The organism is Rummeliibacillus sp. JY-2-4R, assembly GCF_053847205.1.
This window is the reverse complement of sequence record NZ_CM132623.1, coordinates 1,348,862-1,370,634: the sequence shown is the minus strand read 5'-3', so window position 1 is coordinate 1,370,634 and position 21,773 is coordinate 1,348,862. Positions and strand designations below refer to the sequence as shown.

The following is a 21,773-nucleotide window of genomic DNA, read 5'->3' as shown; positions in this document are numbered from 1 at the left end:
GATTTGTTATGATTTATTTAAGAAAATTTTTCGATAATTGCTGTGTTTTCCTCAATCCATTTGAAAACTGCATCTCTTGGATATCTGGCAGATACTGCAGTTAATCTTGGAAATGATGGATCACGAGTCAACTTATCAACTGTTGGATACTCAATTGATAAAATTTCTTTTAAATGTTCACGTTTCAATACGGGCGGATAAGTGAAACGTTTACGCCCATCTTCAATGCCCTTTTCATAAGCTTGTTGAATTAATATTTCAAATTTTTGAAGCAAATATTGCTCGTCTAATTCTTGTAATAACGTTGGAGTATGCATGGTACTACCTCCTTTTATCATTGAATACAACAAAATGTTGTGTTGTTACTCAAAAAAAATTTAGTTGGTTCAACGTTAAACAAGGCTGAAATTGCTAACGCTACATGTAATGAAGGAGTTCTTACTCCCTGTTCAATCATTCCATAATAGCTTTCTGAAATAAATACATTGTAGTCAATGGATAATTTTTCAACTACATCTTTTTGCAGCCAACCTCTTTCTTTTCGATATTTAACTAAAGTAATTCTTCTAGATGGATTATTCATTCTAACACCTCCCAACATTTTGTTGCCTTTATATTACCCAACAAAAAGTTGTTTGTCAATTAAAATCGGATTTTTTGTTGTATTTATTTTTATTTATCTACATACCCAACTGACAGTTGTATAATTAATCTAGTACTGCTAATGAAAGGAGTTATTTAATGGCTACTGTTCCACAAAGACTCAAGGAATTGAGGAAAAAGGCTAAATTAAATCAAGCTGATATCGCTAAATTCTTAAATATTTCGGAAAGTGCTTATGGATATTACGAACAAGGTCGTAACGAGATTTCTATTAGCAGTGTTCAAAAGTTAGCTAAGAAATATGATGTTAGTGTTGCCTATATTTTATGCGAGACTGATACCCCTAACCCATCGCAAGTAGATAAAGACGAAGAAGAATTTCAAGCATTTGCTAATGATCCATCACTGCAAAAATGGTACAAGGAATTACCTAAGTCTAAGGAAGAGGATTTGCGTAAGTTACGTAAGATGTGGGAGATTTTGAAGGATAATGGCGAGTTATAAACAGAAAATCAATTTCTTATACAAAAAATTTATTAGACTCAATAAATTTTTATAAAAGAGTTACACTTTTGTGTATCTTCTTTTTTTACCATTACAATAGGACTATTGAATTATTACATTTCTACTATTCATATAATTTTTATGCCATTGAAGGTTCTTATTTTTATAAAAATTATCAAGATAACGAAAAATATTTAATTTAAAATAAGGAGGAAAATTAATTCGTGGAAAAAATTACAATAAAATACTATAATGTTTTCATTTCTAAAAGCGGTGAATTAACAAATATTAATTTTAAAGATTTTCTTGATTTTGTTATTGGTAAACCACCTGAAGAAAGACAAAAAGACGAAATTATACTCAAGTTAATGAAACATCCTGACGAAATGCAAAATGATTCTGATAGAGCATTTACTATTGCAAACTATCGGGTCAGAAAACCAAAACAAGGAGATAAAAGTACTGATGATTATAGGGAAATAAACTTCGATGTATTTGAACAAACAAACTGCTTCTATCAACACACTGAGAAATTATTTATTTGTGAGTATAACTACTATGGTGCAAAAATAAAAGAAATTAAAAATTACTTTGAAAAATTTCTTCCTAGAGCAGAAAATGAAAATGATCCAAAATGGAGTGTAGAATTTTTAGAATTAACACCTGAACATTCAATTCAAGATATTATTCTTGCTCAAGACATTAGTAATTTGAATATTAAATTAGATTTAACATCTACTCAAATAGACATTTTTAAAAGAGATTTAAGAGATAGACAAAACTTTGTAGATAATTTAAATGATGAAAATACATTAGAAGAACAAGTATATGACTATATTTATACTACTTTTAATGAAATAATTAGAACTCGTCATTTATTTGGTGGTGGTGTTAGAAATATATTCTTCTCTAAAGGTCAAAATTGGAGAAATAATCCATTTAATATAGAAGCTCTTAAAACACTCCTATGTTATATTGATGTAGATAGCGAATTGTTTATGAATATAAATGTTTCATATACTTCTGAAAATGGAATAAAATATAACAATATAGATTTAAAACATTCTAAAGTATTAAGTAGAACAGTAGATGCAGCCGGGGACTCATGGGAAGTTATTACATCCGAAATAGAGCACTACTTCTACGTCACGAGTAATAGAACCGGTGCAGGAACAGCACAAAATTATCAAATACAACAACATATTCGCTTAAATGATTATCCTTTTATTTTAAACGATAATCCACTCATTCTAAATTATTAATTATAAAGAGGTGGGAGGGGTCATGGGATTAAAAGAAAATTTATCAAAGAACTTTGTTAATTTCGTTGCAAGTTATGGAAAATGTCCAATTTGGATAATAAATACATTATGTCTTTTTCTTTTTATTCTTACTAATATATCAACAAGTATTGAAAAATATCTAGGAACATTTTTTCATCATTTTTTGCCAAAGTTTCTTAGTAATAATGGTAGTAACCTGATTGCCCTATCTGCTATATTTATAGGTATTTATTTCACTGTATTTACACTTATAAGTACTCTCAATTTAAATTCTTCTATTGCTAAATTATCTGAAAAGAACTTCAGAACATTAATAGATTTTATTCGCAATGCATTTATTGGAACATTTGCTTATGTCTTATTTTTATTAATAGTTATTGGAAATGATTTAGATAATATAGGTGAATATCTCTCTATTTCTGAAAAGATTATTTCTTTATTAAATTTTTTATTCTTTATTTATATTATAATAGCAGCTTTTAGAGTAGCTTTATTACTCTATGCTGCATATAGTGTAGATTTAAAAAATTTGAAAAAACTCAAAAGCGAAGCAATAAAAAAGCAAAATGAAATGAAGAATTTTATTTCAGAAGTTCAAGATTACATGGATAGACATTAATAAAGAGTACTTTAATAGATTAGCGTAAACTTATTAATATTTGAGTCTATCAAACTTTAGGACACTGAATTGTGTCCTAAAAAAATAAAACAAGATGTAAATAATTATTAATTTTAGAATTCAATATATTTAGTTATTAATTTTTTACATAATAAAGGGGAGAATTAACATGAATTACTTTGAACAAGCTATTCCTAACATTTTAAACAATGAAAATCTAAGGGAGCCACAAATTGAAGCATATAAAAAAATCTTAGAGTTTTTTAATACAGATCCTAAAAAAAATAGAAAGGAAGCTTTAATCCAACTCCCCACCGGTACTGGTAAAACTGGTTTAATGGCAATTGCCCCCTTTGGAATTGCCAAAAAAAGAGTATTGATTATTACTCCACAAACTATAGTTAGAGACACTGTATTAGGTTCTCTAGATGGATTAGATCCTAAAAACTTCTGGCTATTTTCTAAGGTGTTTGATCAGCAAAGTCAATTGCCTTCAGTTATTGAATATGATAAAAAAGTCACTCCAGGTACTTTAGAACTTTCAGATATCGTTATTTTAAATGTTCATAAATTACAAGAAAGGCTAGAAAGTTCCCTACTAAAAAAAGTTACTGAGGACTTTTTTGACTTTATAATTATTGATGAAGCTCATCATTCTGAGGCATACACTTGGAGAAACGCCATTGAAACTTTTAAATACGCCCATGTTTTAAAGGTTACAGGTACACCATTTAGGAGTGATGGAAAAGAAATAAAAGGAGAAAATATTTATAATTATCCACTTTCTAAAGCAATGGCAAACGGTTATGTAAAAAGCTTAGAGAAGTTTCACGTTATTCCTGATGAAATGATTTTTACTCTAGATGGAAATGAATCAAGTACATATACGTTAGACGAAATTCGAGAACTAAAATTAAAAGAAAATGATTGGATTAGCCGCAAAGTTGCTTTATCCAAGGACTCTAATCTAAGTGTTATAAGAAAAAGCATTGAGTTATTAAATGAAAAGAAGGCTAAGACAAACAATCATCCACATAAAATTGTAGCTGTTGCATGTAGTATCGAACATGCACATCAAATACAAAGATTATATGAAGAAGAAGGATTAGATGTAGCTATTGTCCATAGTAAAATGGAAAAAAGTGAATTAATTAGAGAATTTGAAAGAATAGATACTCATAAAGTTCAAGTAGTAGTAAATGTAGCTCTACTAGGTGAAGGTTATGACCATAAATTCTTATCAATCGCAGCCATTTTTAGGCCTTTTAGAAGTGATTTACCATATCAACAATTTATCGGAAGAACACTTCGCTCTATAACACCTGATGATGTTAATGAAGTTTATACGGATGATAATATTTCAAAGATTATTTATCATAGAGAATTAAATCTGGAAGATCTTTGGAATTCCTATAAAAAGGAAATTATTAAAAAAGACATTATAAAAACATTAAGAAAAGAAAGAAAGACTGATTATGAGAAAAGATCTACCGACCCAGGATTTGTTACTGAATCACCTAAAAATACAATTGAATCTGATACATTTTTAAGAACAGAATTACTTAAAAAAAGAGACTTAGAAATTAAAGAAGAGCAAGAAAAAATAAGTAAGTTAATGACCGATCTAGATATTTCAGAAGAAATGGCACGGTCTTTTATCTTACAAAGCAAAATTTCTAAAGATAAGAAAAAGTATTTACGGCCTGATTTGACTCAATCAGAACTAAGAAAAAAATTGGACCAAAGAATACGTGAAGAAATTATTCCAAACTTTTTAGCTGATTTTAATCTTGAACTTAAAGGCGAAGAAATTTATAATATCAAAGATAGTATCTTTCCTTTGAAAAGTAAGACTTTTTACTATCCGACTCATGATAATGGTGCTTGTTTAGCTGTGTTTTTCAATACTTACTTCAAGTCCTACATAGGAAATAAGAGAGAAGATTGGGAAATAGAAGATTACGAGCGAGCTTTAGAGGAACTGGATAATTTAGAAGAATACATTTATGGAAATCTAAAAAAACATTTCAAAAAGGAGGATTTCTAATGGTGAATGAGAAGTTTGAAATGCTCTACGAAGAAATTTATGCACCTAAATTATTGCCAATGGATTTGCTAGAAAATTTAAAACTGGAAAATTACCTAGATGTAAATTTTCATAGTGAAAATGGAGCGATAATAGCTATAACCAAATGCTTATTACCTTCTGGTTACATCGCTAATTTTCGATATAAATTTGTTGACAACAAGTTAATATCCTTAGTTAAAATTTCCGAAAATGAAGTTAGTCAAGTAATTTACGACAGAAATCATGAAATTTTAAAGTTAATGCAAGAACTAAAAGATTACACACTTACAAACGTATGCTGAATTTAAACCCCACTTTCCAATAGTGGGGTTTTGTTTTATACTAAAATAGAACATACGTTTGTTTCGGAGGTGATTACTTTGACTCACTTGGAAGACTTCATCAAACAGTTTTATAGTCAAATAGGTATAGAAAATCCAGAAGAATTAAATATCCAAGATATCGCGAATAGATTATGTATTAATGTGTATTATTGGAACGAACAAAGTCAGGCACTAGTTCAACGGAATCAAGCATTTATCTTTCTGAATATTGAACATTCACCATCAGTACAATGGCAAGAATTTTGTCATGAACTTGGGCACGTTTTATTACATGCAGGAGATCAAATGTTACTTCCCTACTCTTTTGTGGAATACCAAGAATTTAAAGCTAACAATTTTGCTTATCATGCTGCAGTCCCTACTTTCATGCTAAATCGACTAGATTTACCTGATGTTTATCATGAGGCGGTACAACTCATTAAAAAGGAATTTCATGTTAGTGGGGCATTTGCAGCAAAAAGACTGAATCATTACATAAATAATCATCTCTATGCTTCACAAATCATTGTGTAAGCATATCAAACTCGCACACTAGCAACTGATGCTAGATGCTACGATTTATGTAATAAATTATTAGGAGGATTATTATGGCATCATTTGAAAAGTATAGTACTTCGAGTGGAGACCGTTGGTTAATTAGAATGTCGATTACTGATCCACTTACCAAAGAAAAAAAGCGCACTACTCGTAGAGGATTCAAAAAATTAAGCGAGGCCAAATTGGCTGCAAAAGAATTAGAAGCCGAGGAAGCAAAACAAAATAAAAATACAAAGTCTTATTATTTTTATAAAGATATGTTTCTAGAATTCGAGGAAGAGTATTCTAAACATTTAAAACCTTCTACAGTTTATCGGAAATCGGTTGATTTTAAGAAATGGATACTTCCTGCATTTGGCGATAAGCGATTGAAAGACATTACAAAGAAAGACTGCCAAAAGTATATTGATTTTATAGCCACTCAATTGAAATCTTATAAACCAATTGTTATACAAGCGAGAAATGTTTTTGATTTCGCAGTTCGTAACGAATATATTGAATCCTCTCCTTTTGATCACACAGTTTATCCAAAAGTCACTATTTTTGAAGAGGACGAAAAACTTGAAAAGTTTTGGAATAAAGAACAGTCTATTTATTTCCTTGAAAAATTAAAAGCTACTGATACATTAAAAAGATATGCTTTATTCCGTACATTATTACTAACAGGTATGCGTAAAGGAGAGCTTTTAGCGTTACAAGAAAAGGATCTAAATAATGAAACTCAAACTATTAGCATCACCAAGACACTTTTCTACGACTCAGATGGCAACTACAAATTACTCAAGCCAAAAACTCCTTCGTCTATTCGAGATATTCATCTAGATTCTGAAACTTATGCTGTTCTTAAGGATTTAATCAGGCAAAATAAGAAACTTCGACTCATGAGTGGTGCAAAAGTAAAAGATTATTTTATATTCATTAAGGAAACATCGTTTGAACCATTTCGTAATTCTTATGTGAATGAAGTATTAACTAAGCTATGCAGACGCTTTGGACTTCCTCGAATAACAGTTCACGGTTTGCGACATTCATGTGCTTCTCTTCTTTTTGCAGCTGGTGTAGATATTAAAGTTGTTCAAAAGTTATTAGGACATGCTCACATCGAAACGACCATGAACATCTATACCCACGTGACTACCGAGGCGATTGAGAAAACCACAGATTTGCTCATAAATTACTTAAATAAGCCAACAGAAAAAAGCTCGCGTGCCCAAAGTGTGCCCAAAAAGCAAAAATGACTAAAAAAACCACCCTACTTAAAGGGTGGTTTAGTGTAAGCGATAGGTTCAATAAATCCCGTCAGATTAAGCTTCTAGAAGTAAATCTTCAGGATTTTCAAGTAAATCTTTGATCATTTTTAAGAATCCAACTGATTCTTTTCCGTTAATGATGCGGTGGTCATATGATAATGCTACGTACATCATTGGACGGATTTGGACTTCATCGCCAACTGCGATTGGGCGTTTAACGATGTTGTGCATGCCAAGGATTGCTGCTTGGTCACCGTTGATGATTGGTGTAGACATTAATGAACCGAACACACCACCGTTTGTGATTGTGAATGAACCGCCTTCAAGATCTTGAAGTGATAGTTTTTTGTTACGAGCTTTTGTTGCTAGGTCTGCAATTGAAGCTTCGATTTCAGCAAAGTTTTTACGGTCTGTATCACGAACGTTTGGTACAACTAATCCGTCTGGAGTAGATACTGCTACACCGATGTCAAAGAATTTGTTGTAGTGAATTTCATCACCAACAATTTTAGCGTTAACTGCTGGGTATTTTTTTAGAGCAGCAGTTACTGCTTTTGTGAAGAATGACATGAAGCCAAGTTTTGTACCATCATGAGCTTCTTGGAAAGCGTCTTTTTTACGTTTACGAAGTGCCATAACGTTAGTCATGTCGATTTCGTTGAATGTAGTTAACATAGCAGTATTTTGTGATACTTCTAGTAAGCGTTTTGCAGCTGTTTGTTGACGGCGAGTCATTTTCACAGCTTCAACACGAGAATCGTCAACAGCTTTAACAGCTGGTGCTGCTTTAGGTGCTGCTGCTTGTTGTGGAGCATTTTGTGCTACAGGAGCATTACCAAATGCTGCAACATCTTGAACACGTACGCGACCTTGTGGATCTACTGGTGAAATGGCTGCAAGATCGATGCCTTTTTCACGAGCAAGTTTACGTGCTGCAGGACTAGCGATGACACGTTCGTTTGAAGAAGTTTCTTCAACTACTGGTGCAACTGCAGGTTTTGCTTCTGCTTTTGGAGCTTCTTGTTTTGGTGCTTCTTCTTGTTTTGGTTCTTCAGCTTTAGGAGCTTCTGCTTTTGGTGCAGGAGCAGCTGCGCCTTCAGTAACTTTAGCGATAACTGCACCTACTTCAACTACATCGCCCTCTTGAGCTAAGATTTCTGTAAGTACACCCGCTTCTTCGGAAATGATTTCAGCGTTTACTTTATCTGTTTCTAATTCAACGATGAATTCACCTTTATCTACGTGATCACCTACTTGTTTAACCCAACGTACGATTTCACCTTCTGTAATGGATTCTGCCAATTCTGGAACGATAATGTCTGCCACTTTCTTTTTCCTCCTTTAATGATTGCACTAGTCACGAGCCACTGCTTGGTCGATAACGATTGTTTGCGCTTCTTTATAAGAATCTGCATCGCCTTCAGCCGGGCTAGAATGTTCTGGACGGCCAACATACACAACGTTTTGTTTAGCAGTTGCTAATTCACGTAAGTATGGATCTGCAAAGAACCATGAACCCATGTTTTTAGGTTCTTCTTGTGCCCATGCAAGAGTTTTCACTTTAGGGAATTTTGCAAGGATTTCAGCAATTTCTTCTTTAGGGAATGGATATAATTGTTCTACACGTACAAGATGTAGGTGTTCGAAACCTTCACCATCGCCAATTTTTTCTGCGATATCGATTGCCATTTTACCTGAAGCAAAGACGATTTTTTCTACTTTCTTCGAATCTTTACCCGTTGTTGGGTGTTCAATAACAGTTTGATAATGACCAGTTGTTAATTCTTCTAAATCAGCTGCTACAGTTTGGTTACGTAGAAGTGATTTTGGAGACATCATTACTAATGGTCGAACAGCTTCTGTACCAAGGACTGCTGCTTGATGACGTAATAAGTGGAAGTAGTTTGCAGCACTTGATAGCATAACAACTGTCCAGTTATTTTCAGCTGATAATTGTAAGAAACGTTCTAGGCGAGCACTTGTATGTTCTGCACCTTGACCTTCAGCTGAGTGTGGTAATGATAAAACAACACCTGATTTAACGCCCCATTTAGCGCGAGTTGCTGAGATAAAGTTATCATACATAACTTGTGCCATGTTTGCAAAGTCACCGTATTGTGCTTCCCAAATAGTTAATGCATTTTCATTTTCTAAGTTATAACCATATTCAAAGCCAACGATTGCTGCTTCAGATAGTGGGCTGTTGATTGGTGCAAATGAAGCATTTGAACCAGAGATATGATGTAAAGGTACAAATTCGTTACCATTTTGTTCATCATGTAGAACTAGGTGACGTTGAGAGAATGTACCGCGTTGAGCATCTTGACCAGTAATACGTACTGGGTGACCATCTTGTAGGATTGTACCGAATGCAAGTGTTTCAGCATGACCCCAGTCGATTTTACCTTTACCTTCAAATGGATCGCGACGGCGGTTTAAGATTTTGCTTAGTTTTTTAAATACATTGAAGTCTTCTGGGAATGCAAGAAGTTCTTCATTCATTTTTACTAAACGTTCTTTTTCAACAGCTGTTTCGATACCTTCTGGGTAACCGTTTTTCACTGCTTCTGGCATTTCATGGCTAGCTGATTGACCTTTACCTACTTCTTTAACATGGTCAAGAGATGTTTGTAATTCATTTTTGATATCTGCTTGCATTTTTGCAACTTCATCATCTGTTACAATGCCTTCAGCCACTAATTGTTTACCATATAATGCACGAACAGTATCGTGATTGTGAACAATGTTATACATTGATGGGTTTGTAATCATTGGTTCATCCATTTCATTATGTCCATAACGACGGTAACCGATTAAATCGATTAAAATGTCTTTGCCAAATTTCGCACGGTATTCAACAGCGAAACGAGCAACTTGAACAACTGCTTCTGGAGAATCAGCATTAACGTGAATAACTGGTACTTCATAACCTTTTGCAGGGTCAGAAGAGTATACAGTAGAACGAGAGTCATAACGTTCAGTTGTAAAACCAATCATATTGTTTGCGATGATATGAACAGAACCACCAGTATTAAAACCTTGAGTACGAGAGTAGTTCAATGTTTCTGTAACAACGCCTTGTCCAGCAAATGCTGCATCACCATGAACTAAGATAGACAATGCTTTTTCTTTGCTTTGTACTGGAAGACCTGGTTTAGATGTATCGTCTTGAGCAGCACGAGCTTGACCAGTTACTACTGGGCTAACTACTTCTAAGTGTGATGGGTTGTAAGCTAGTTTAATTGTTGTACCATTTGGTGCTTTATAAGTTGCGCCAAGGTGGTATTTTGCGTCATTTGACCAACCTTTAGTCACGATTAATGAACCATCTTCTGGAACAAATAATTCACTTGGTACGTGAGCGAAGTCAGCTAACATCATTTCATATGGTTTGTGGACATTGTGTGTTAGTACATTTAAACGACCACGGTGAGCCATACCAATCATGATGTCTTTTGAACCTTTGTCTTCTGAACGACGGATAATTTCATCGATTAGAACAACAAGTGCATCTACACCTTCGATTGAGAAACGTTTTACCCCAACAAAAGTTTTGTGCATGAATTGTTCGAAACCTTCAACTTTGTTTAGCATTGAAAGAATTTCTTTTTTGTCTTCTACAGAAAGTTTACCGTTAAGTGAACCATTTTCAATTTTAGATTGAATCCAGTTTCTTTCTTCTTGACCAACTACATGACTGAATTCATATGCAATTTTATCAGTATAAATTGATTTAAGGTAGTTAATAGCGTCTAAGCCATTGTGAACGGTTTCAGGAATTTCGTTTAATAATACATTTGCAGGGATTTTTACTAAGTCTTGATCAGATAGACCATAAGTAGTCGCTTCAATTCGACTTGAATCTTTTGGTTGGTTATTTAAAGGATAAATATCAGCTGCTAGATGACCATATGAACGGATAGCATCAGCATATTGAACTGCAGCTAATACTTTCGCAATATTTCCTGGATCTACATTTGTTGTAGTACTTGTGTTATCAATTGACTCCAAAACTGGTGCGCCAAATTGTTCAAATAATGCCACAAGTTCAGCATCAACTTCTTCAGGAGATGTTAGGTATAGTTCATACATATCCATTACATAGCCAAGGTTTGGTCCTGAGAAAGCTGACCATGGAGAGCTTGCAAGTGAAACGTTGTTTGACATGAGTATTACCTCCATACATTTTTGCCAAGTGGCAGTTCCATTAATTAAATGATTAATTTTAGAAAATCCACTATTTTTTATATTCTTCCTGCTGAAGATACACTTATGTATTGCTGTAAGCCGGAAGAACTTTTTCCTTACAATCTTACTACTCTTCACAAAAAATTCAATATTATTTTTAGAATTGAGCAAATTTCACATTGAATGATGAGATTTCTTAATAAATGATAAAAAAATCGTTATTTTTTATAAGGTAGTAAAATACTAAATTTAGTTCCTAAACCCAGTTTACTTTCTACAGTAATATGACCGCCATACTTATTGACTAGCATTTTCACAATACTTAGTCCTAAGCCTGTTCCACCTTCATCTCTTGAGCGTGATTGTTCAACTCGATAGAAACGATCAAAAATATGAGGTAAATCTTTTTCAGCGATCCCAATACCATTATCTTCGACTTCGATTTTGCAATGCTTCAAGTCATTTGTCAAGTATATTCGAACTTGTGCATCATTATCAGAATAACGAATTGCATTTTGCAGTAAGTTTCGTAAGATTTGACCAAACACATTTCCAGAAATAGCAGCTATTGGTTGAGTAAAATTTTGTTCATCTACAGTCATCGTTACTTCTGGATGCAGAATTTTTTGTTCTTCCATTATTTCGATTGTCATTTCTTTGATATTGCATAATGCATCTGGTTCAACAGATTGTCCTTTTGCAAGTTCTAACATTTCTTCCATCATACTTTTCATGCGTCTTATTTCTGCTATTGATGTTTCAAGCGATTCATTTAGTATTTCTGGGTCATCTTTTCCCCATCGTTTAATCAGTGATAAATGTCCTTCTACTACTTGAATAGGTGTTCTAAGTTCGTGAGAGGCATCTTGAATGAATTGTTGTTGTAAGAGGAAAGATTGCTCTAGTTCCCCCATCATTTTCCGATAGACGCGGAGTAAATCACCAATTTCATCGTCCTTGTCATAATTCATTAGGATTGGCGCTTGAAAACCTTCTTCTGCCACTGTTGTCATTTCCATTCTAAGTTCGTGTAATGGTTTCAATAACACATTAGCTAACGCATATCCAATATATGCAGATAAAACGAGAGCTCCTAGGCCTAGTATTAGCATTGCCATCAACAAGTAATTCATGAGTGAGTTAAACGCTGTTAATGGGTGTGCAAGTTGTATATACCCGTAAAAAGGACCGATTTGAAATTTGCCTGTTGCAACAAAACAATTCGTCCCTTCTAAATCTTGTTTTTGAACAATATAACCCTCTGGTGGTATTTTCTTTGGCACTTCTGGAATTCTTGTGACAGTATCATTAATACGTAAAATTTCAATACCATCCTTATTTAAAATTCGGACGGTTTGATCTTTGTTTACAATGGAGTTCATCAGCCCTTTATTTGAGCGAATATCATCTATCGTTATTCCAGGTCCTTGGGATTCAAAAAACATCGTCAAATCATCCATTGTTCGATTTACAGATTGTTGTTGTTCTGACAATAACCATGAATGTAATGACCAATATAATACTGAACAAATAATGGCAAAGCTTATGAAAATCACAAAAGCAGACGTCAGCGCCCACTTCGTTTTTAGAGATTGGGTTTTTAGTGCTTTCGACTTTAACCATTTGTTTTTAAGTCGGTTCATTCTCTCATCACATACCCAACTCCTCTTACCGTTTCAATGTAAGAACTCATCTCTTTTGGTAGCTTGGATCTGAGATGCCGAATGTAAACATCCACTACATTTGTTTCGATATCTGTTTGGTAACCCCAAACATTTTCCAGAATTTGATCTCTGGTACAAACGCGATTTTTATTCTGTATTAAAAGACGAAGCAGATCAAATTCAGTTTTTGTTAGTTCGAGCAGATGGTCATCGATATATGCACTATAAGCATCTAGGTTAATGGTGATTTTCTTATATTGTAGTATGGCTTCTTTTTCTTGTTTTTTGTTCGTCCTTCTTAAAATGGAACGAATTCGTGCAAGCAATTCTTCGATAGCAAATGGTTTGACAATATAATCATCTGCTCCAGCATCAAGACCTGCAACGCGATCCATGACTGCATCTCTTGCAGTAATGAGGATGATAGGTACTTCTGAATTACTTCTGACCCTTCTACAAATTTCAATGCCGTTTAACCCAGGAAGCATGACATCTAACAGAAGAACATCATAATGATTGCCCTCATCAAGCGCAAGATTTAGTCCATCTCGCCCGTTATTACAAACCATTACAGAAAAGTGCTCATGTTGTAGCTCTAACTCAATAAAGCGCGCTATGTTTTTTTCATCTTCTACTAAAAGTATCTGCTTTGTCATGTAGTCCACCACCTTATCTATTTACTAGCAAAATGATACGAATCTTTTCCGGATATTTTCTTTGCAAAGTATAAAGCCTCATCTGCTTGATCTAGGAGCTGAGAAATTCCAGCCCCATTTTCGGGATAACAAGCGATACCAATTGATGAGGTAGGTGAAAAGTATTGATCTCCTATTTCCCAACCTATCCGAAGAATTTTTTGAATTCTCTTAACCGCTTGCTCAATTTGCTCTTTTCTTTTCACTTTTTTTAGAGACATTTTGGTTAATATAACTACAAACTCATCGCCTCCAATGCGAACAACAAGATCGCTATCCCTAATACTTAGCGAAAGTGCCTTACCAAAATTGGAGATAAATTCATCTCCAACTTCATGTCCGAATTGATCATTAATCTGCTTAAAATTATCTCCATCGATAAACAATATCGCAATGGAACTATTTGTAGCGTTTGCCCCATTTGCTAACTCTTCAAATTTTTCCATAAGATATCTTCTGTTTGGTAACATCGTTAAACTATCATGATAAGCTAGGAATCTCAAGTTTTCTTCCAATTCTTTGCGCTCAGTGATTTCACGCGCAACAATTACAAACTGATAGATTCCTTGGCGTTCTTCATCTTTCACAGCTGAAACTTGAGCCTCTAACCAGAAGCTTTGTCCATCCTTTGATAAAACTTCAAGTTCTATTTTCGAATGACCAAATTCACTTAAAATTGTTTCAAATTCTCGGGTTAAAATAGCTGTACTCTGTGGAGTTAAGATGTCTGCAAAGAATTTTCCAAATAACTCTTCCTTCTCATATCCTAGGCCTGCTTCGTAAACAGGTGAAACGTACTGAATGATGCCATCTTCATTCGTAATGACGATTAAATCATTTGTATGATCTGTAATTAATCGAAATAGTTTTTCACTATTTTTTAATGTTGTCATCATCAACTTTTTGTCAGAAATATCAAAACTAATACCCAGGAAATTGGTTATATCCCCTTCTGCATTTTTGATTGGAACTATGGTTGTATCTGTCCAGAAGTTTCGTCCGTATTTTGTCCGATCACACATTTCACCACGCCAAATTTCACCATTTGTTATATGGTTCCATAAATCATGATAAAATTCTCTCGATTGCTTTCGAGAGCTTAAGATGGCATGGGTTTTACCTACCAATTCATCTTGCTTATATTGTGTTTGTTTTTCAAATCCCTTGTTCACATATTGTATTACACCATTTGCATCCGTCACGCAAATATTCGCAGCTACATTTAACGCATACTTATAATTTTGTAAGGCAAGTGATTTTTGAATCAAATCATGCTTTAATTGAACGGGTGATTTGATTTCTTGCCATTGAATACTGATTGCTACAACTATCTCATCTATTAATACAGGTGAGAAACTGACGAGGAAATCCACCATCATACCATCTTTTTTGATGTGTGAAAAAATAACTGCAGACGAGCCCCGCCCTTTAAATGTTTCTCTAATATATTTTTGGTACTTAATTTTGTTCTCTGAGTTGATACAGTTACAATCCATAAGATTTTGATTCTTATCCAAATTGCAATCAAAAACATGATTAAAAATTCGATTCACTTCGTAGATTGATAAATCTTCTAATAAAATGACGGTCGGGTCAATCCTATCTTGAAATAGTGATTGAAGAAAGACATTTTTTTCTTCTACTATTTTTTGGTCTGATATATTATTGGTAATCGCGAGGATATATGTATGATTGCCATAAAATATAGGTGTACAGATTGTCTCATTTGTATAACCGTTTTCTTGAAACAAATAAAAATCGCGATAGGTTATTTGCTGATTTAAAGAAATGGCTTTCATATAGTTTTCAATAATCAATTCAGTTCTAGATTCTTGTACACAATCAGAAAGAAATTTCCCTTCTGGGTTTGTTGAGAAGACGATAGTTGCTGCTTGGTTGACATAAATATATCGAAAACGATTTTCTACTAATTCCATCAAAAAAACAAACCCTTTACTTGTTTGATAAAGGGCGTTAAATTGTTCTTTTGTTATAAAAACCTCTGACATACTATCACCTCAAAATTATTCAGCAAATACTGATTCTAATTTCTCTTGTGTATATTCAATTAATGTTTTGTAGGATTGTTGTTCATTTGTATCTTGAATTGTTTTATAAGTATAACGGTCTCCCTCAACTTCTAAAACATAGTTAGAAGTAAACGTAGCGTTACCAACTAGTTTTAGATGGTACTCGTCTTGTGAATGTTGTACAAAGCATTGTACAAAACCACCCGGATTGAAAACAGTTATTTTATCTTCTTTGGTCACATCTAACATTCTTGAAACTAATGCAGAAGCTGTCATAGCCGTACCACATGCATTTGTAAACCCTACACCTCTTTCAAATGTGCGAACATAAATTTCGTTTGCACTTATAGGAAAGACATAACTTACATTTACCCCATCCGGGCATACAGGATTAGGCCCATTTAAATAAGAAGCTAATTGCTTTTGATGTTCTGTTGATTCAATTTTTTCTTTTGGAACAAATCCGATTAAATGTGGGTTTGGTACGGCAACAGCAGTAAACGCAATTTCAGAGTCCAAATCATGAATGACTTCATTTATAAGTGATGTGTGTCCTTCCACCTTCATTGGTAGTGATGTAAGCTCAAAAGATACAGGTGAAATCTCCACGCCATAAGTTGGTACTCCCTCAAATAAAGAGTCCTCTTTTGCGACATGAAGTGTTGCTTTCATCGTTTCAATATGGCCCTCAGATACATTATTTTTTTCCAAAACGTATCGAGCTACACATCGTAGACCATTTCCACACATTGACGCTTCTGTACCGTCTGCATTGATGACACGCATTTTAGCAAGAGCATGTGTTGATGGGGCTACTAATAATAAGCCATCTGCTCCCCCATGATTGTTGTATTGGCAAAGCCACTTTGTTAAGTTTATCCAATCGAGTAACGTTTCGTCATTTGTTTCATATATATAAAATGTATTTCCAGATCCGTGGACTTTTGTCAAATTTAATAGCATGTGTGATATCCCCCATTTTCTTAATGTCTTATAATTCAGACAAGCATATTACTTGAGCTTAAACTTTGCTAGTTTATAAAGTATTATTTTAGTTAATTTTATCTAAAAAGTAACTTTAACGCTAAGTATATTATAGTGTTTTTTATGAATTACGTATATTTTGAACAAATTTTGGGTACAAGAAAATATAGTGTTTTCATCGTAGTATATAGGTTTAAGCGCTCTAAAAATCCCTAATTTTTTAAGCAATTATACCATGTTCACAATTGTCATTTTTACAATAAATTAATACGAAAAAAATAACAGTTTTCTCTTTGCATTTTGTTCAATTCTTAGTATAGTATAAATGCAAAATAATTTCATAAGTGATTCCTATTCTTTGAAGAATAAATAGGGAAGGCAAATGGTGCGCCACCAGTGATCGCTGGTTCTAGTGGGTTCGATTCCCACCCCGAAATTTTTTATGAAACACTAAATGAAAAATTTCGAGAGGGAAAGAACTGTATTAGAGTTCACCCCAAAAAGGAGGCGTTCAGCATGATTAAGCGACGTGAATTACAAGAATGTAATGAGCTTTTTGAGTTGTTAAGTCACCCATCTGTCTTCCCTTTTGTACGTCAAAAGGCAACGACAGCTGATGAATTTTGGTTTATGACAAGAGAGTTGTTGGAAGATGAAGAAAATGGCAAGGTGGTTTCTCGCACCATTACGGACGACTGGGGTCAACCAATCGGTACGATCACACTATATGACGTTCAAGATGGAGCAGGTTTTTTGGGCACATGGATTGGATTACCTTATCAAGGAAAAGGTTACAATCAAAAGGCAAAAGAATTATTTTTAAAAGAGTTATTTTTTGAATTAGATTTTCAATGCGTCTTTCTTAAAATTCGTAAAGAAAATCCAAAATCCTTACGCGCCGCATCCAAATTGGCATATGTAACGGATGCAAAGGAAAGTCATCCTTCATTATATGAAGAAATTAATCAAGGAGAAAAACAATTTGAATTACTGAAAATCCAAAAAGATACATTCTATCTGTATTTGGCTTCACAAAACAACGCTAGTGAAGAACAGGCAATGTAAAATTTAAGAAAAGTGAGGACTCTGATTTGGTTATGATATCGAATAACTCAGATATAGGCGAGAGGCCAAGACAAATCAGGTTTCTACAAGCGCCTAATAGCAAACGCAAAAAAGACCATTTAGTTGCCACTAATAAGGGAAACTAAATGGTCTAATTTTATGTTATGCCTTTGCATACTGAGTAATTAGCTCTACCATTTCATCTGGTGTTTTTGGTGACTCAGCTAAACTCATATTCTTTATAAGAGAATCTTTATGAGCCTTCAAAGTCTCCATTGCTTTCATAAAGCTGCGATTATTCAACTCTTCCTCTTGTAAAACTTCTGCTATGCCTTGTTCAAAAAACAACTTGGCGTTTAAAATTTGGTCCCCGCGTGATTTTTCCAAAGATAATGGGATTAATAGCATTGGTTTTTTTAATGCTAAAAATTCAAAGATGGAATTAGATCCTGCACGAGACACAATGTAATCGGATGCATGAAGAAGATCAGGTAATTCTGTGGTTACATATTCAAATTGTTTATAACCTGGCATATCAACAAGAGCCTCATCAATATGACCTTTCCCACATAAATGGATAATATTATGATCTTTTAATAATTGCACCATATTCGCACGAACCGCATCATTGATAAACTTCGACCCTTGGCTACCGCCCATAATAAGAATCGTTTCTTTTCCATTTTGGAAACCACACATAGCTAAACCTTTTTCTTTCTTCCCCTCAAATAACGCTGGGCGAATGATGGAGCCTGTACACGTTGATTTCTCTGCAGGCAAATGATTTAACGTTTGTTTAAAGACTGTGAAAATGTGAGAAGCAAATGGTAATGATAATTTATTTGCTAAACCAGGTGTTACGTCTGATTCATGAGAAACTACAGGAATTCCTGAAAGTTTAGCCGCCATGACAACTGGTACAGAAACAAATCCACCTTTAGAGAAAACAACAATTGGTTTTACACGGCGCATAATTGATAATGCTTGTGAAATTCCCGCCAATACACGAAAAGGATCTGTAAAGTTTTTCATAGAGAAATAGCGTCTTAACTTTCCACTAGAAATCGAATGGAATGGCAATTCAGGAAACGCCTGACCTATAATATCCTTTTCAATCCCTTCTTTTGAACCAATATAGTGAACATCATAGCCTTTTTCTATAAAAGATGGTATGATAGCCTGATTAAGTGAAACGTGGCCAGCAGTACCGCCACCTGTCAAAATTACAGTTTGTTTAGTCATAATAAATTTTTCTCCTATTCTAATAAAAGCGGAGGGCGCTTTTTCGAAGATAGCCTAACGCGACATCGTAAGATCAATGGCTACTGGGTACACATCCCGTGCACCTTGAGAGCCTAGCGCCCACAGCTGGATTCTATTATAAAGCCGAACGCACCCTAATAATAGATAGATAGAATACGAACGCCACAAGTACTTATTTTACTATACGAACAACATACAAAAAACATGATTTTAATGGGAGATGAAACAAGTGTATAAAACAACTACGATTAGCGCAAAATGGGCACTTATGTTTAGAATAGTATTCCCTATCTTGATCACCCAAATTGCATTATATTTAATGTCATTTTTTGATATTTTGATGTCAAGTAAATATAGCACAGCAGATTTAGCGGGTGTATCCATCGGTTCTTCGATTTGGATGCCTGTATATACTGGATTAGCAGGCATACTCTCATCTATAACCCCTATTGTAGCACAATTAATCGGCGGGAAAGATAAGAAAGAAGCCACATTTTCAATTCAGCAAGGTTTTTATGTAGCCATTGCTATTGCACTCATTATTTTCTGTTGCATGATGCTTGCGATTGACCCAATATTATCGAAAATGTCATTAGATGCAAAAGTACATACGGTTGCTCATAACTATTTAGTTGCTATGTGTTTTGGGTTATTTCCTTTATTTATCTATAGCGTTCTACGTTATTTTATAGATGCTTTAGGACAAACAAGAGTTTCTATGACGATTACTTTAATGGCAGCACCTATCAATATAATCTTTAATTACCTATTTATTTATGGAAATCTTGGTTTTCCTGAGCTAGGTGGCGTTGGTTCAGGTGTAGCTTCTGCAATTACCTATTGGTTGATTTGTGGGATCGCGATTTTCATCACAATTAAGCGTACACCTTTTTCATCATTTGAGTTATTCAAAAAATTACCCAAGCCAAATGTTTCAAAATGCATGGAAATAATAAAACTTGGTATACCGATAGGGCTAGCCATTTTCGCAGAAGGTAGTATTTTCTCTGTAGTTACAATCTTAATGAGTAATTACAGTACTGAAGTCATTGGTGCACATCAAATTGCACTCAATTTTGCAAGTCTATTATATATGATTCCTTTAAGTATCTCGATGGGGGCAACCATTATGGTCGGCTTTGAAACAGGAGCAAAACGAATTCAGGATGCGAAAACATATAGCTTATTATGTATTGCAACTGCTATTTCTTTTTGTGTGATTTCGTTAACTGTCTTACTTATTTTTAAAGAGCGAATTGCAGCAATTTATAGTGATGATGTTCATTTGATTGCCCTTGCTAGTCACTTCTTAACTTATGCCGCCTTTTTCCAACTTTCAGATGCCATCCAAGCCCCAATTCAAGGAGCATTACGTGGATATAAGGATGTGACCATCACTTTTGTAATGGCACTAATTTCTTACTGGATTATTGGTCTTCCACTTGGATATATTCTAGCTAATTTTACAGATTTTGGTCCATACGGTTACTGGATTGGATTAATTTCAGGATTAGCAGCAGGAGCGATTTCTCTGAGTATTCGACTATGGTATGTCCAAAGAAAAATGCAACGAAATATATCTCCTTCTTAATAGGGAGATTTTTCGTTGCATTTTTTATACATAATTTCCGGCTATCTTAAAATACCGGTTCTTATAATCTCAACTTGTACATTCGGTTTAAATTCTAATTTTGCGTATTTTTCTTTCCAATGGCCATCATTCCACATATTAGGGTAATGGGCTCTTACAATTCTACCAATACCTAAAGCATCAGATTGCGCTTCTTGGCATTTTTTGACCATATGGTTAATATTTTTTTTAATCTCACTCTCTAAAAATTTCTCTATTTCTTTTTTGCGATTCTTATTCATTGTATCCCCTAATGGGAATTCCGAGATATTCACCTTTAAATTTGCATTTATATGAACAATCCCTCCATCACCTTTTTTTTCTATTTTTATTTTCTTTTTAAATCTAATAATATCTATTGACACAGGTTTTTTATGATCATTTTCTTTTAAAACAAATGACATTGAAGCTGTTTTATTTACCCCATCAGTTAATAAGACCAATAGCATTGAATCTCTAATATTTAATGTTTTACCTGAATATTTCCGATTATTAAGCAATGCAAGCCCCTTTACAACAGGTAATCCAATTTGATCATTAAAATCCAAATAAGGTAATGCCGCATCTTTTCCTTCTTCAAAAAAAACTGCCCCCAATTTTTGCAAATCCATTCCCTTTGGAAAAATACTAACCTGTTCAAAACTCTGGAGATATTTTTGGTATGTTTCACCAATTTCACCAGGCAATTTAGCACCCTTCGCCTCAACATATTTTCTCGCATCACCTTTTGTAATGGCTACTTTTGCTGAGACGGGATAAGCTGAATTTCGATATAAAGCGTCTAACAAATCCGGAAGATATCCCTTCGCTGTTTCCTCCGAATATAAAATCGTTGCAAGTTCAGATAGATCTAAAGTTCTACTTATTTTTAAATTCGCATTATCTCGAACCTCTTTGGGTGTCCTTCCAACCCCTTCAATTACCGAAAGTTTCGTCGGATCATTAGGATTATTCGATGAAGCATAGTATCCTTTCAAATCTCCTATATTCCCCTCAACCCCTATTAAAGTAACTTCCGTAAAATCTTTGTACAACCTTTCATCCCA

Annotated in this window: 19 protein-coding genes; 9 read left to right on the top strand and 10 right to left on the bottom strand. The window is 34.1% G+C overall.

Features of this window, described 5'->3' with window-relative positions; all coding sequences use genetic code 11:
• Positions 1 to 17: 17 nt before the first annotated feature.
• Together ACWV26_RS06480 and ACWV26_RS06475 are read right to left on the bottom strand one after the other, a co-directional pair.
• Entirely contained in the window at positions 18 to 317 is a 300-nt protein-coding gene (locus tag ACWV26_RS06480; protein ID WP_455897533.1) for a hypothetical protein, read from the bottom strand.
• 17 nt (positions 318 to 334) lie between these two features.
• Positions 335 to 583: a helix-turn-helix transcriptional regulator gene (locus ACWV26_RS06475; protein ID WP_455897532.1), complete on the bottom strand. Its 249-nt coding sequence runs from the start codon at positions 581 to 583 to the stop codon at positions 335 to 337.
• Positions 584 to 741: 158 nt separating this feature from the next.
• Between ACWV26_RS06475 and ACWV26_RS06470 the strand changes: the two genes are divergently transcribed.
• The 7 genes from ACWV26_RS06470 (at position 742) to ACWV26_RS06440 (ending at position 7,196) form a co-directional block, all read left to right on the top strand.
• On the top strand, positions 742 to 1,107 hold the full coding sequence (locus tag ACWV26_RS06470) for a helix-turn-helix domain-containing protein (protein ID WP_455897531.1): 366 nt from the start codon (positions 742 to 744) through the stop codon (positions 1,105 to 1,107).
• A gap of 224 nt (positions 1,108 to 1,331) precedes the next feature.
• Positions 1,332 to 2,369, top strand: coding sequence for a hypothetical protein (locus ACWV26_RS06465; RefSeq protein ID WP_455897530.1), 1,038 nt, complete (start codon positions 1,332 to 1,334; stop codon positions 2,367 to 2,369).
• A 22-nt stretch (positions 2,370 to 2,391) separates the two neighbouring features.
• Complete coding sequence (locus ACWV26_RS06460; protein WP_455897529.1) at positions 2,392 to 3,009, top strand: hypothetical protein; 618 nt, start codon at positions 2,392 to 2,394, stop codon at positions 3,007 to 3,009.
• 169 nt (positions 3,010 to 3,178) lie between these two features.
• Positions 3,179 to 5,056 carry a DEAD/DEAH box helicase gene (locus ACWV26_RS06455; RefSeq protein ID WP_455897528.1) on the top strand — a complete coding sequence of 626 codons (1,878 nt, stop codon included), beginning with the start codon at positions 3,179 to 3,181 and terminating at the stop codon, positions 5,054 to 5,056.
• Positions 5,056 to 5,379: a hypothetical protein gene (locus ACWV26_RS06450; protein WP_455897527.1), complete on the top strand. Its 324-nt coding sequence runs from the start codon at positions 5,056 to 5,058 to the stop codon at positions 5,377 to 5,379. Before ACWV26_RS06455 ends, ACWV26_RS06450 begins: the two co-directional genes overlap by 1 nt.
• Before the next feature lie 78 nt (positions 5,380 to 5,457).
• Positions 5,458 to 5,934 (top strand): ImmA/IrrE family metallo-endopeptidase, encoded by a 477-nt coding sequence (locus tag ACWV26_RS06445; protein WP_455897526.1) that lies wholly within the window; start codon positions 5,458 to 5,460, stop codon positions 5,932 to 5,934.
• A gap of 74 nt (positions 5,935 to 6,008) precedes the next feature.
• The gene (locus ACWV26_RS06440) at positions 6,009 to 7,196 is read left to right on the top strand and encodes a tyrosine-type recombinase/integrase (RefSeq protein ID WP_455897525.1); all 1,188 of its coding nucleotides are present in this window, start codon (positions 6,009 to 6,011) and stop codon (positions 7,194 to 7,196) included.
• Between the two features lie 66 nt (positions 7,197 to 7,262).
• Here the strand turns inward: ACWV26_RS06440 and odhB are convergent, their stop codons facing one another.
• The 6 genes from odhB to dapF form a co-directional block, all read right to left on the bottom strand.
• The gene (gene odhB, locus ACWV26_RS06435; RefSeq protein WP_455897524.1) at positions 7,263 to 8,534 is read right to left on the bottom strand and encodes a 2-oxoglutarate dehydrogenase complex dihydrolipoyllysine-residue succinyltransferase; all 1,272 of its coding nucleotides are present in this window, start codon (positions 8,532 to 8,534) and stop codon (positions 7,263 to 7,265) included.
• Between the two features lie 27 nt (positions 8,535 to 8,561).
• A complete protein-coding gene (locus tag ACWV26_RS06430) occupies positions 8,562 to 11,375 on the bottom strand; it encodes a 2-oxoglutarate dehydrogenase E1 component (protein ID WP_455897523.1) in 2,814 nt (937 codons plus the stop codon).
• 239 nt (positions 11,376 to 11,614) lie between these two features.
• Entirely contained in the window at positions 11,615 to 13,039 is a 1,425-nt protein-coding gene (locus ACWV26_RS06425) for a HAMP domain-containing sensor histidine kinase (protein WP_455897522.1), read from the bottom strand.
• Positions 13,036 to 13,716: a response regulator transcription factor gene (locus ACWV26_RS06420; protein WP_455897521.1), complete on the bottom strand. Its 681-nt coding sequence runs from the start codon at positions 13,714 to 13,716 to the stop codon at positions 13,036 to 13,038. The genes ACWV26_RS06425 and ACWV26_RS06420 overlap by 4 nt, the downstream gene beginning before the upstream one ends.
• Before the next feature lie 17 nt (positions 13,717 to 13,733).
• The gene (locus tag ACWV26_RS06415; protein WP_455897520.1) at positions 13,734 to 15,764 is read right to left on the bottom strand and encodes a PAS domain S-box protein; all 2,031 of its coding nucleotides are present in this window, start codon (positions 15,762 to 15,764) and stop codon (positions 13,734 to 13,736) included.
• 15 nt (positions 15,765 to 15,779) lie between these two features.
• Positions 15,780 to 16,748 (bottom strand): diaminopimelate epimerase, encoded by a 969-nt coding sequence (gene dapF / locus ACWV26_RS06410; protein WP_455897519.1) that lies wholly within the window; start codon positions 16,746 to 16,748, stop codon positions 15,780 to 15,782.
• Positions 16,749 to 17,285: 537 nt separating this feature from the next.
• On the opposite strand from dapF, the gene ACWV26_RS06405 reads away from it, so the two are divergent.
• Positions 17,286 to 17,834, top strand: coding sequence for a GNAT family N-acetyltransferase (locus ACWV26_RS06405; RefSeq protein WP_455897518.1), 549 nt, complete (start codon positions 17,286 to 17,288; stop codon positions 17,832 to 17,834).
• Positions 17,835 to 17,996: 162 nt separating this feature from the next.
• Here the strand turns inward: ACWV26_RS06405 and ACWV26_RS06400 are convergent, their stop codons facing one another.
• A complete protein-coding gene (locus ACWV26_RS06400; RefSeq protein WP_455897517.1) occupies positions 17,997 to 19,076 on the bottom strand; it encodes an undecaprenyldiphospho-muramoylpentapeptide beta-N-acetylglucosaminyltransferase in 1,080 nt (359 codons plus the stop codon).
• A 250-nt stretch (positions 19,077 to 19,326) separates the two neighbouring features.
• On the opposite strand from ACWV26_RS06400, the gene ACWV26_RS06395 reads away from it, so the two are divergent.
• Positions 19,327 to 20,688, top strand: a complete 1,362-nt coding sequence (locus tag ACWV26_RS06395) for an MATE family efflux transporter (protein WP_455897516.1) — start codon at positions 19,327 to 19,329, stop codon at positions 20,686 to 20,688.
• A 41-nt stretch (positions 20,689 to 20,729) separates the two neighbouring features.
• On the opposite strand, the gene ACWV26_RS06390 is transcribed toward ACWV26_RS06395, so the two are convergent.
• Positions 20,730 to 21,761, bottom strand: coding sequence for a Ger(x)C family spore germination protein (locus ACWV26_RS06390; protein WP_455897515.1), 1,032 nt, complete (start codon positions 21,759 to 21,761; stop codon positions 20,730 to 20,732).
• Positions 21,762 to 21,773: the final 12 nt, after the last annotated feature.

Coding starts and splice junctions, on each gene's coding strand:
- ACWV26_RS06455 (WP_455897528.1), top strand. CDS start 3,179: ATGAATTACTTTGAACAAGCTATTCCTAACATTTTAAACAATGAAAAT.
- ACWV26_RS06400 (WP_455897517.1), bottom strand. CDS start 19,076: ATGACTAAACAAACTGTAATTTTGACAGGTGGCGGTACTGCTGGCCAC.
- dapF (WP_455897519.1), bottom strand. CDS start 16,748: ATGCTATTAAATTTGACAAAAGTCCACGGATCTGGAAATACATTTTAT.
- ACWV26_RS06480 (WP_455897533.1), bottom strand. CDS start 317: ATGCATACTCCAACGTTATTACAAGAATTAGACGAGCAATATTTGCTT.
- ACWV26_RS06420 (WP_455897521.1), bottom strand. CDS start 13,716: ATGACAAAGCAGATACTTTTAGTAGAAGATGAAAAAAACATAGCGCGC.
- ACWV26_RS06450 (WP_455897527.1), top strand. CDS start 5,056: ATGGTGAATGAGAAGTTTGAAATGCTCTACGAAGAAATTTATGCACCT.
- ACWV26_RS06440 (WP_455897525.1), top strand. CDS start 6,009: ATGGCATCATTTGAAAAGTATAGTACTTCGAGTGGAGACCGTTGGTTA.
- ACWV26_RS06415 (WP_455897520.1), bottom strand. CDS start 15,764: ATGTCAGAGGTTTTTATAACAAAAGAACAATTTAACGCCCTTTATCAA.
- ACWV26_RS06475 (WP_455897532.1), bottom strand. CDS start 583: ATGAATAATCCATCTAGAAGAATTACTTTAGTTAAATATCGAAAAGAA.
- ACWV26_RS06425 (WP_455897522.1), bottom strand. CDS start 13,039: ATGAACCGACTTAAAAACAAATGGTTAAAGTCGAAAGCACTAAAAACC.
- ACWV26_RS06460 (WP_455897529.1), top strand. CDS start 2,392: ATGGGATTAAAAGAAAATTTATCAAAGAACTTTGTTAATTTCGTTGCA.
- ACWV26_RS06405 (WP_455897518.1), top strand. CDS start 17,286: ATGATTAAGCGACGTGAATTACAAGAATGTAATGAGCTTTTTGAGTTG.
- ACWV26_RS06470 (WP_455897531.1), top strand. CDS start 742: ATGGCTACTGTTCCACAAAGACTCAAGGAATTGAGGAAAAAGGCTAAA.
- ACWV26_RS06430 (WP_455897523.1), bottom strand. CDS start 11,375: ATGTCAAACAACGTTTCACTTGCAAGCTCTCCATGGTCAGCTTTCTCA.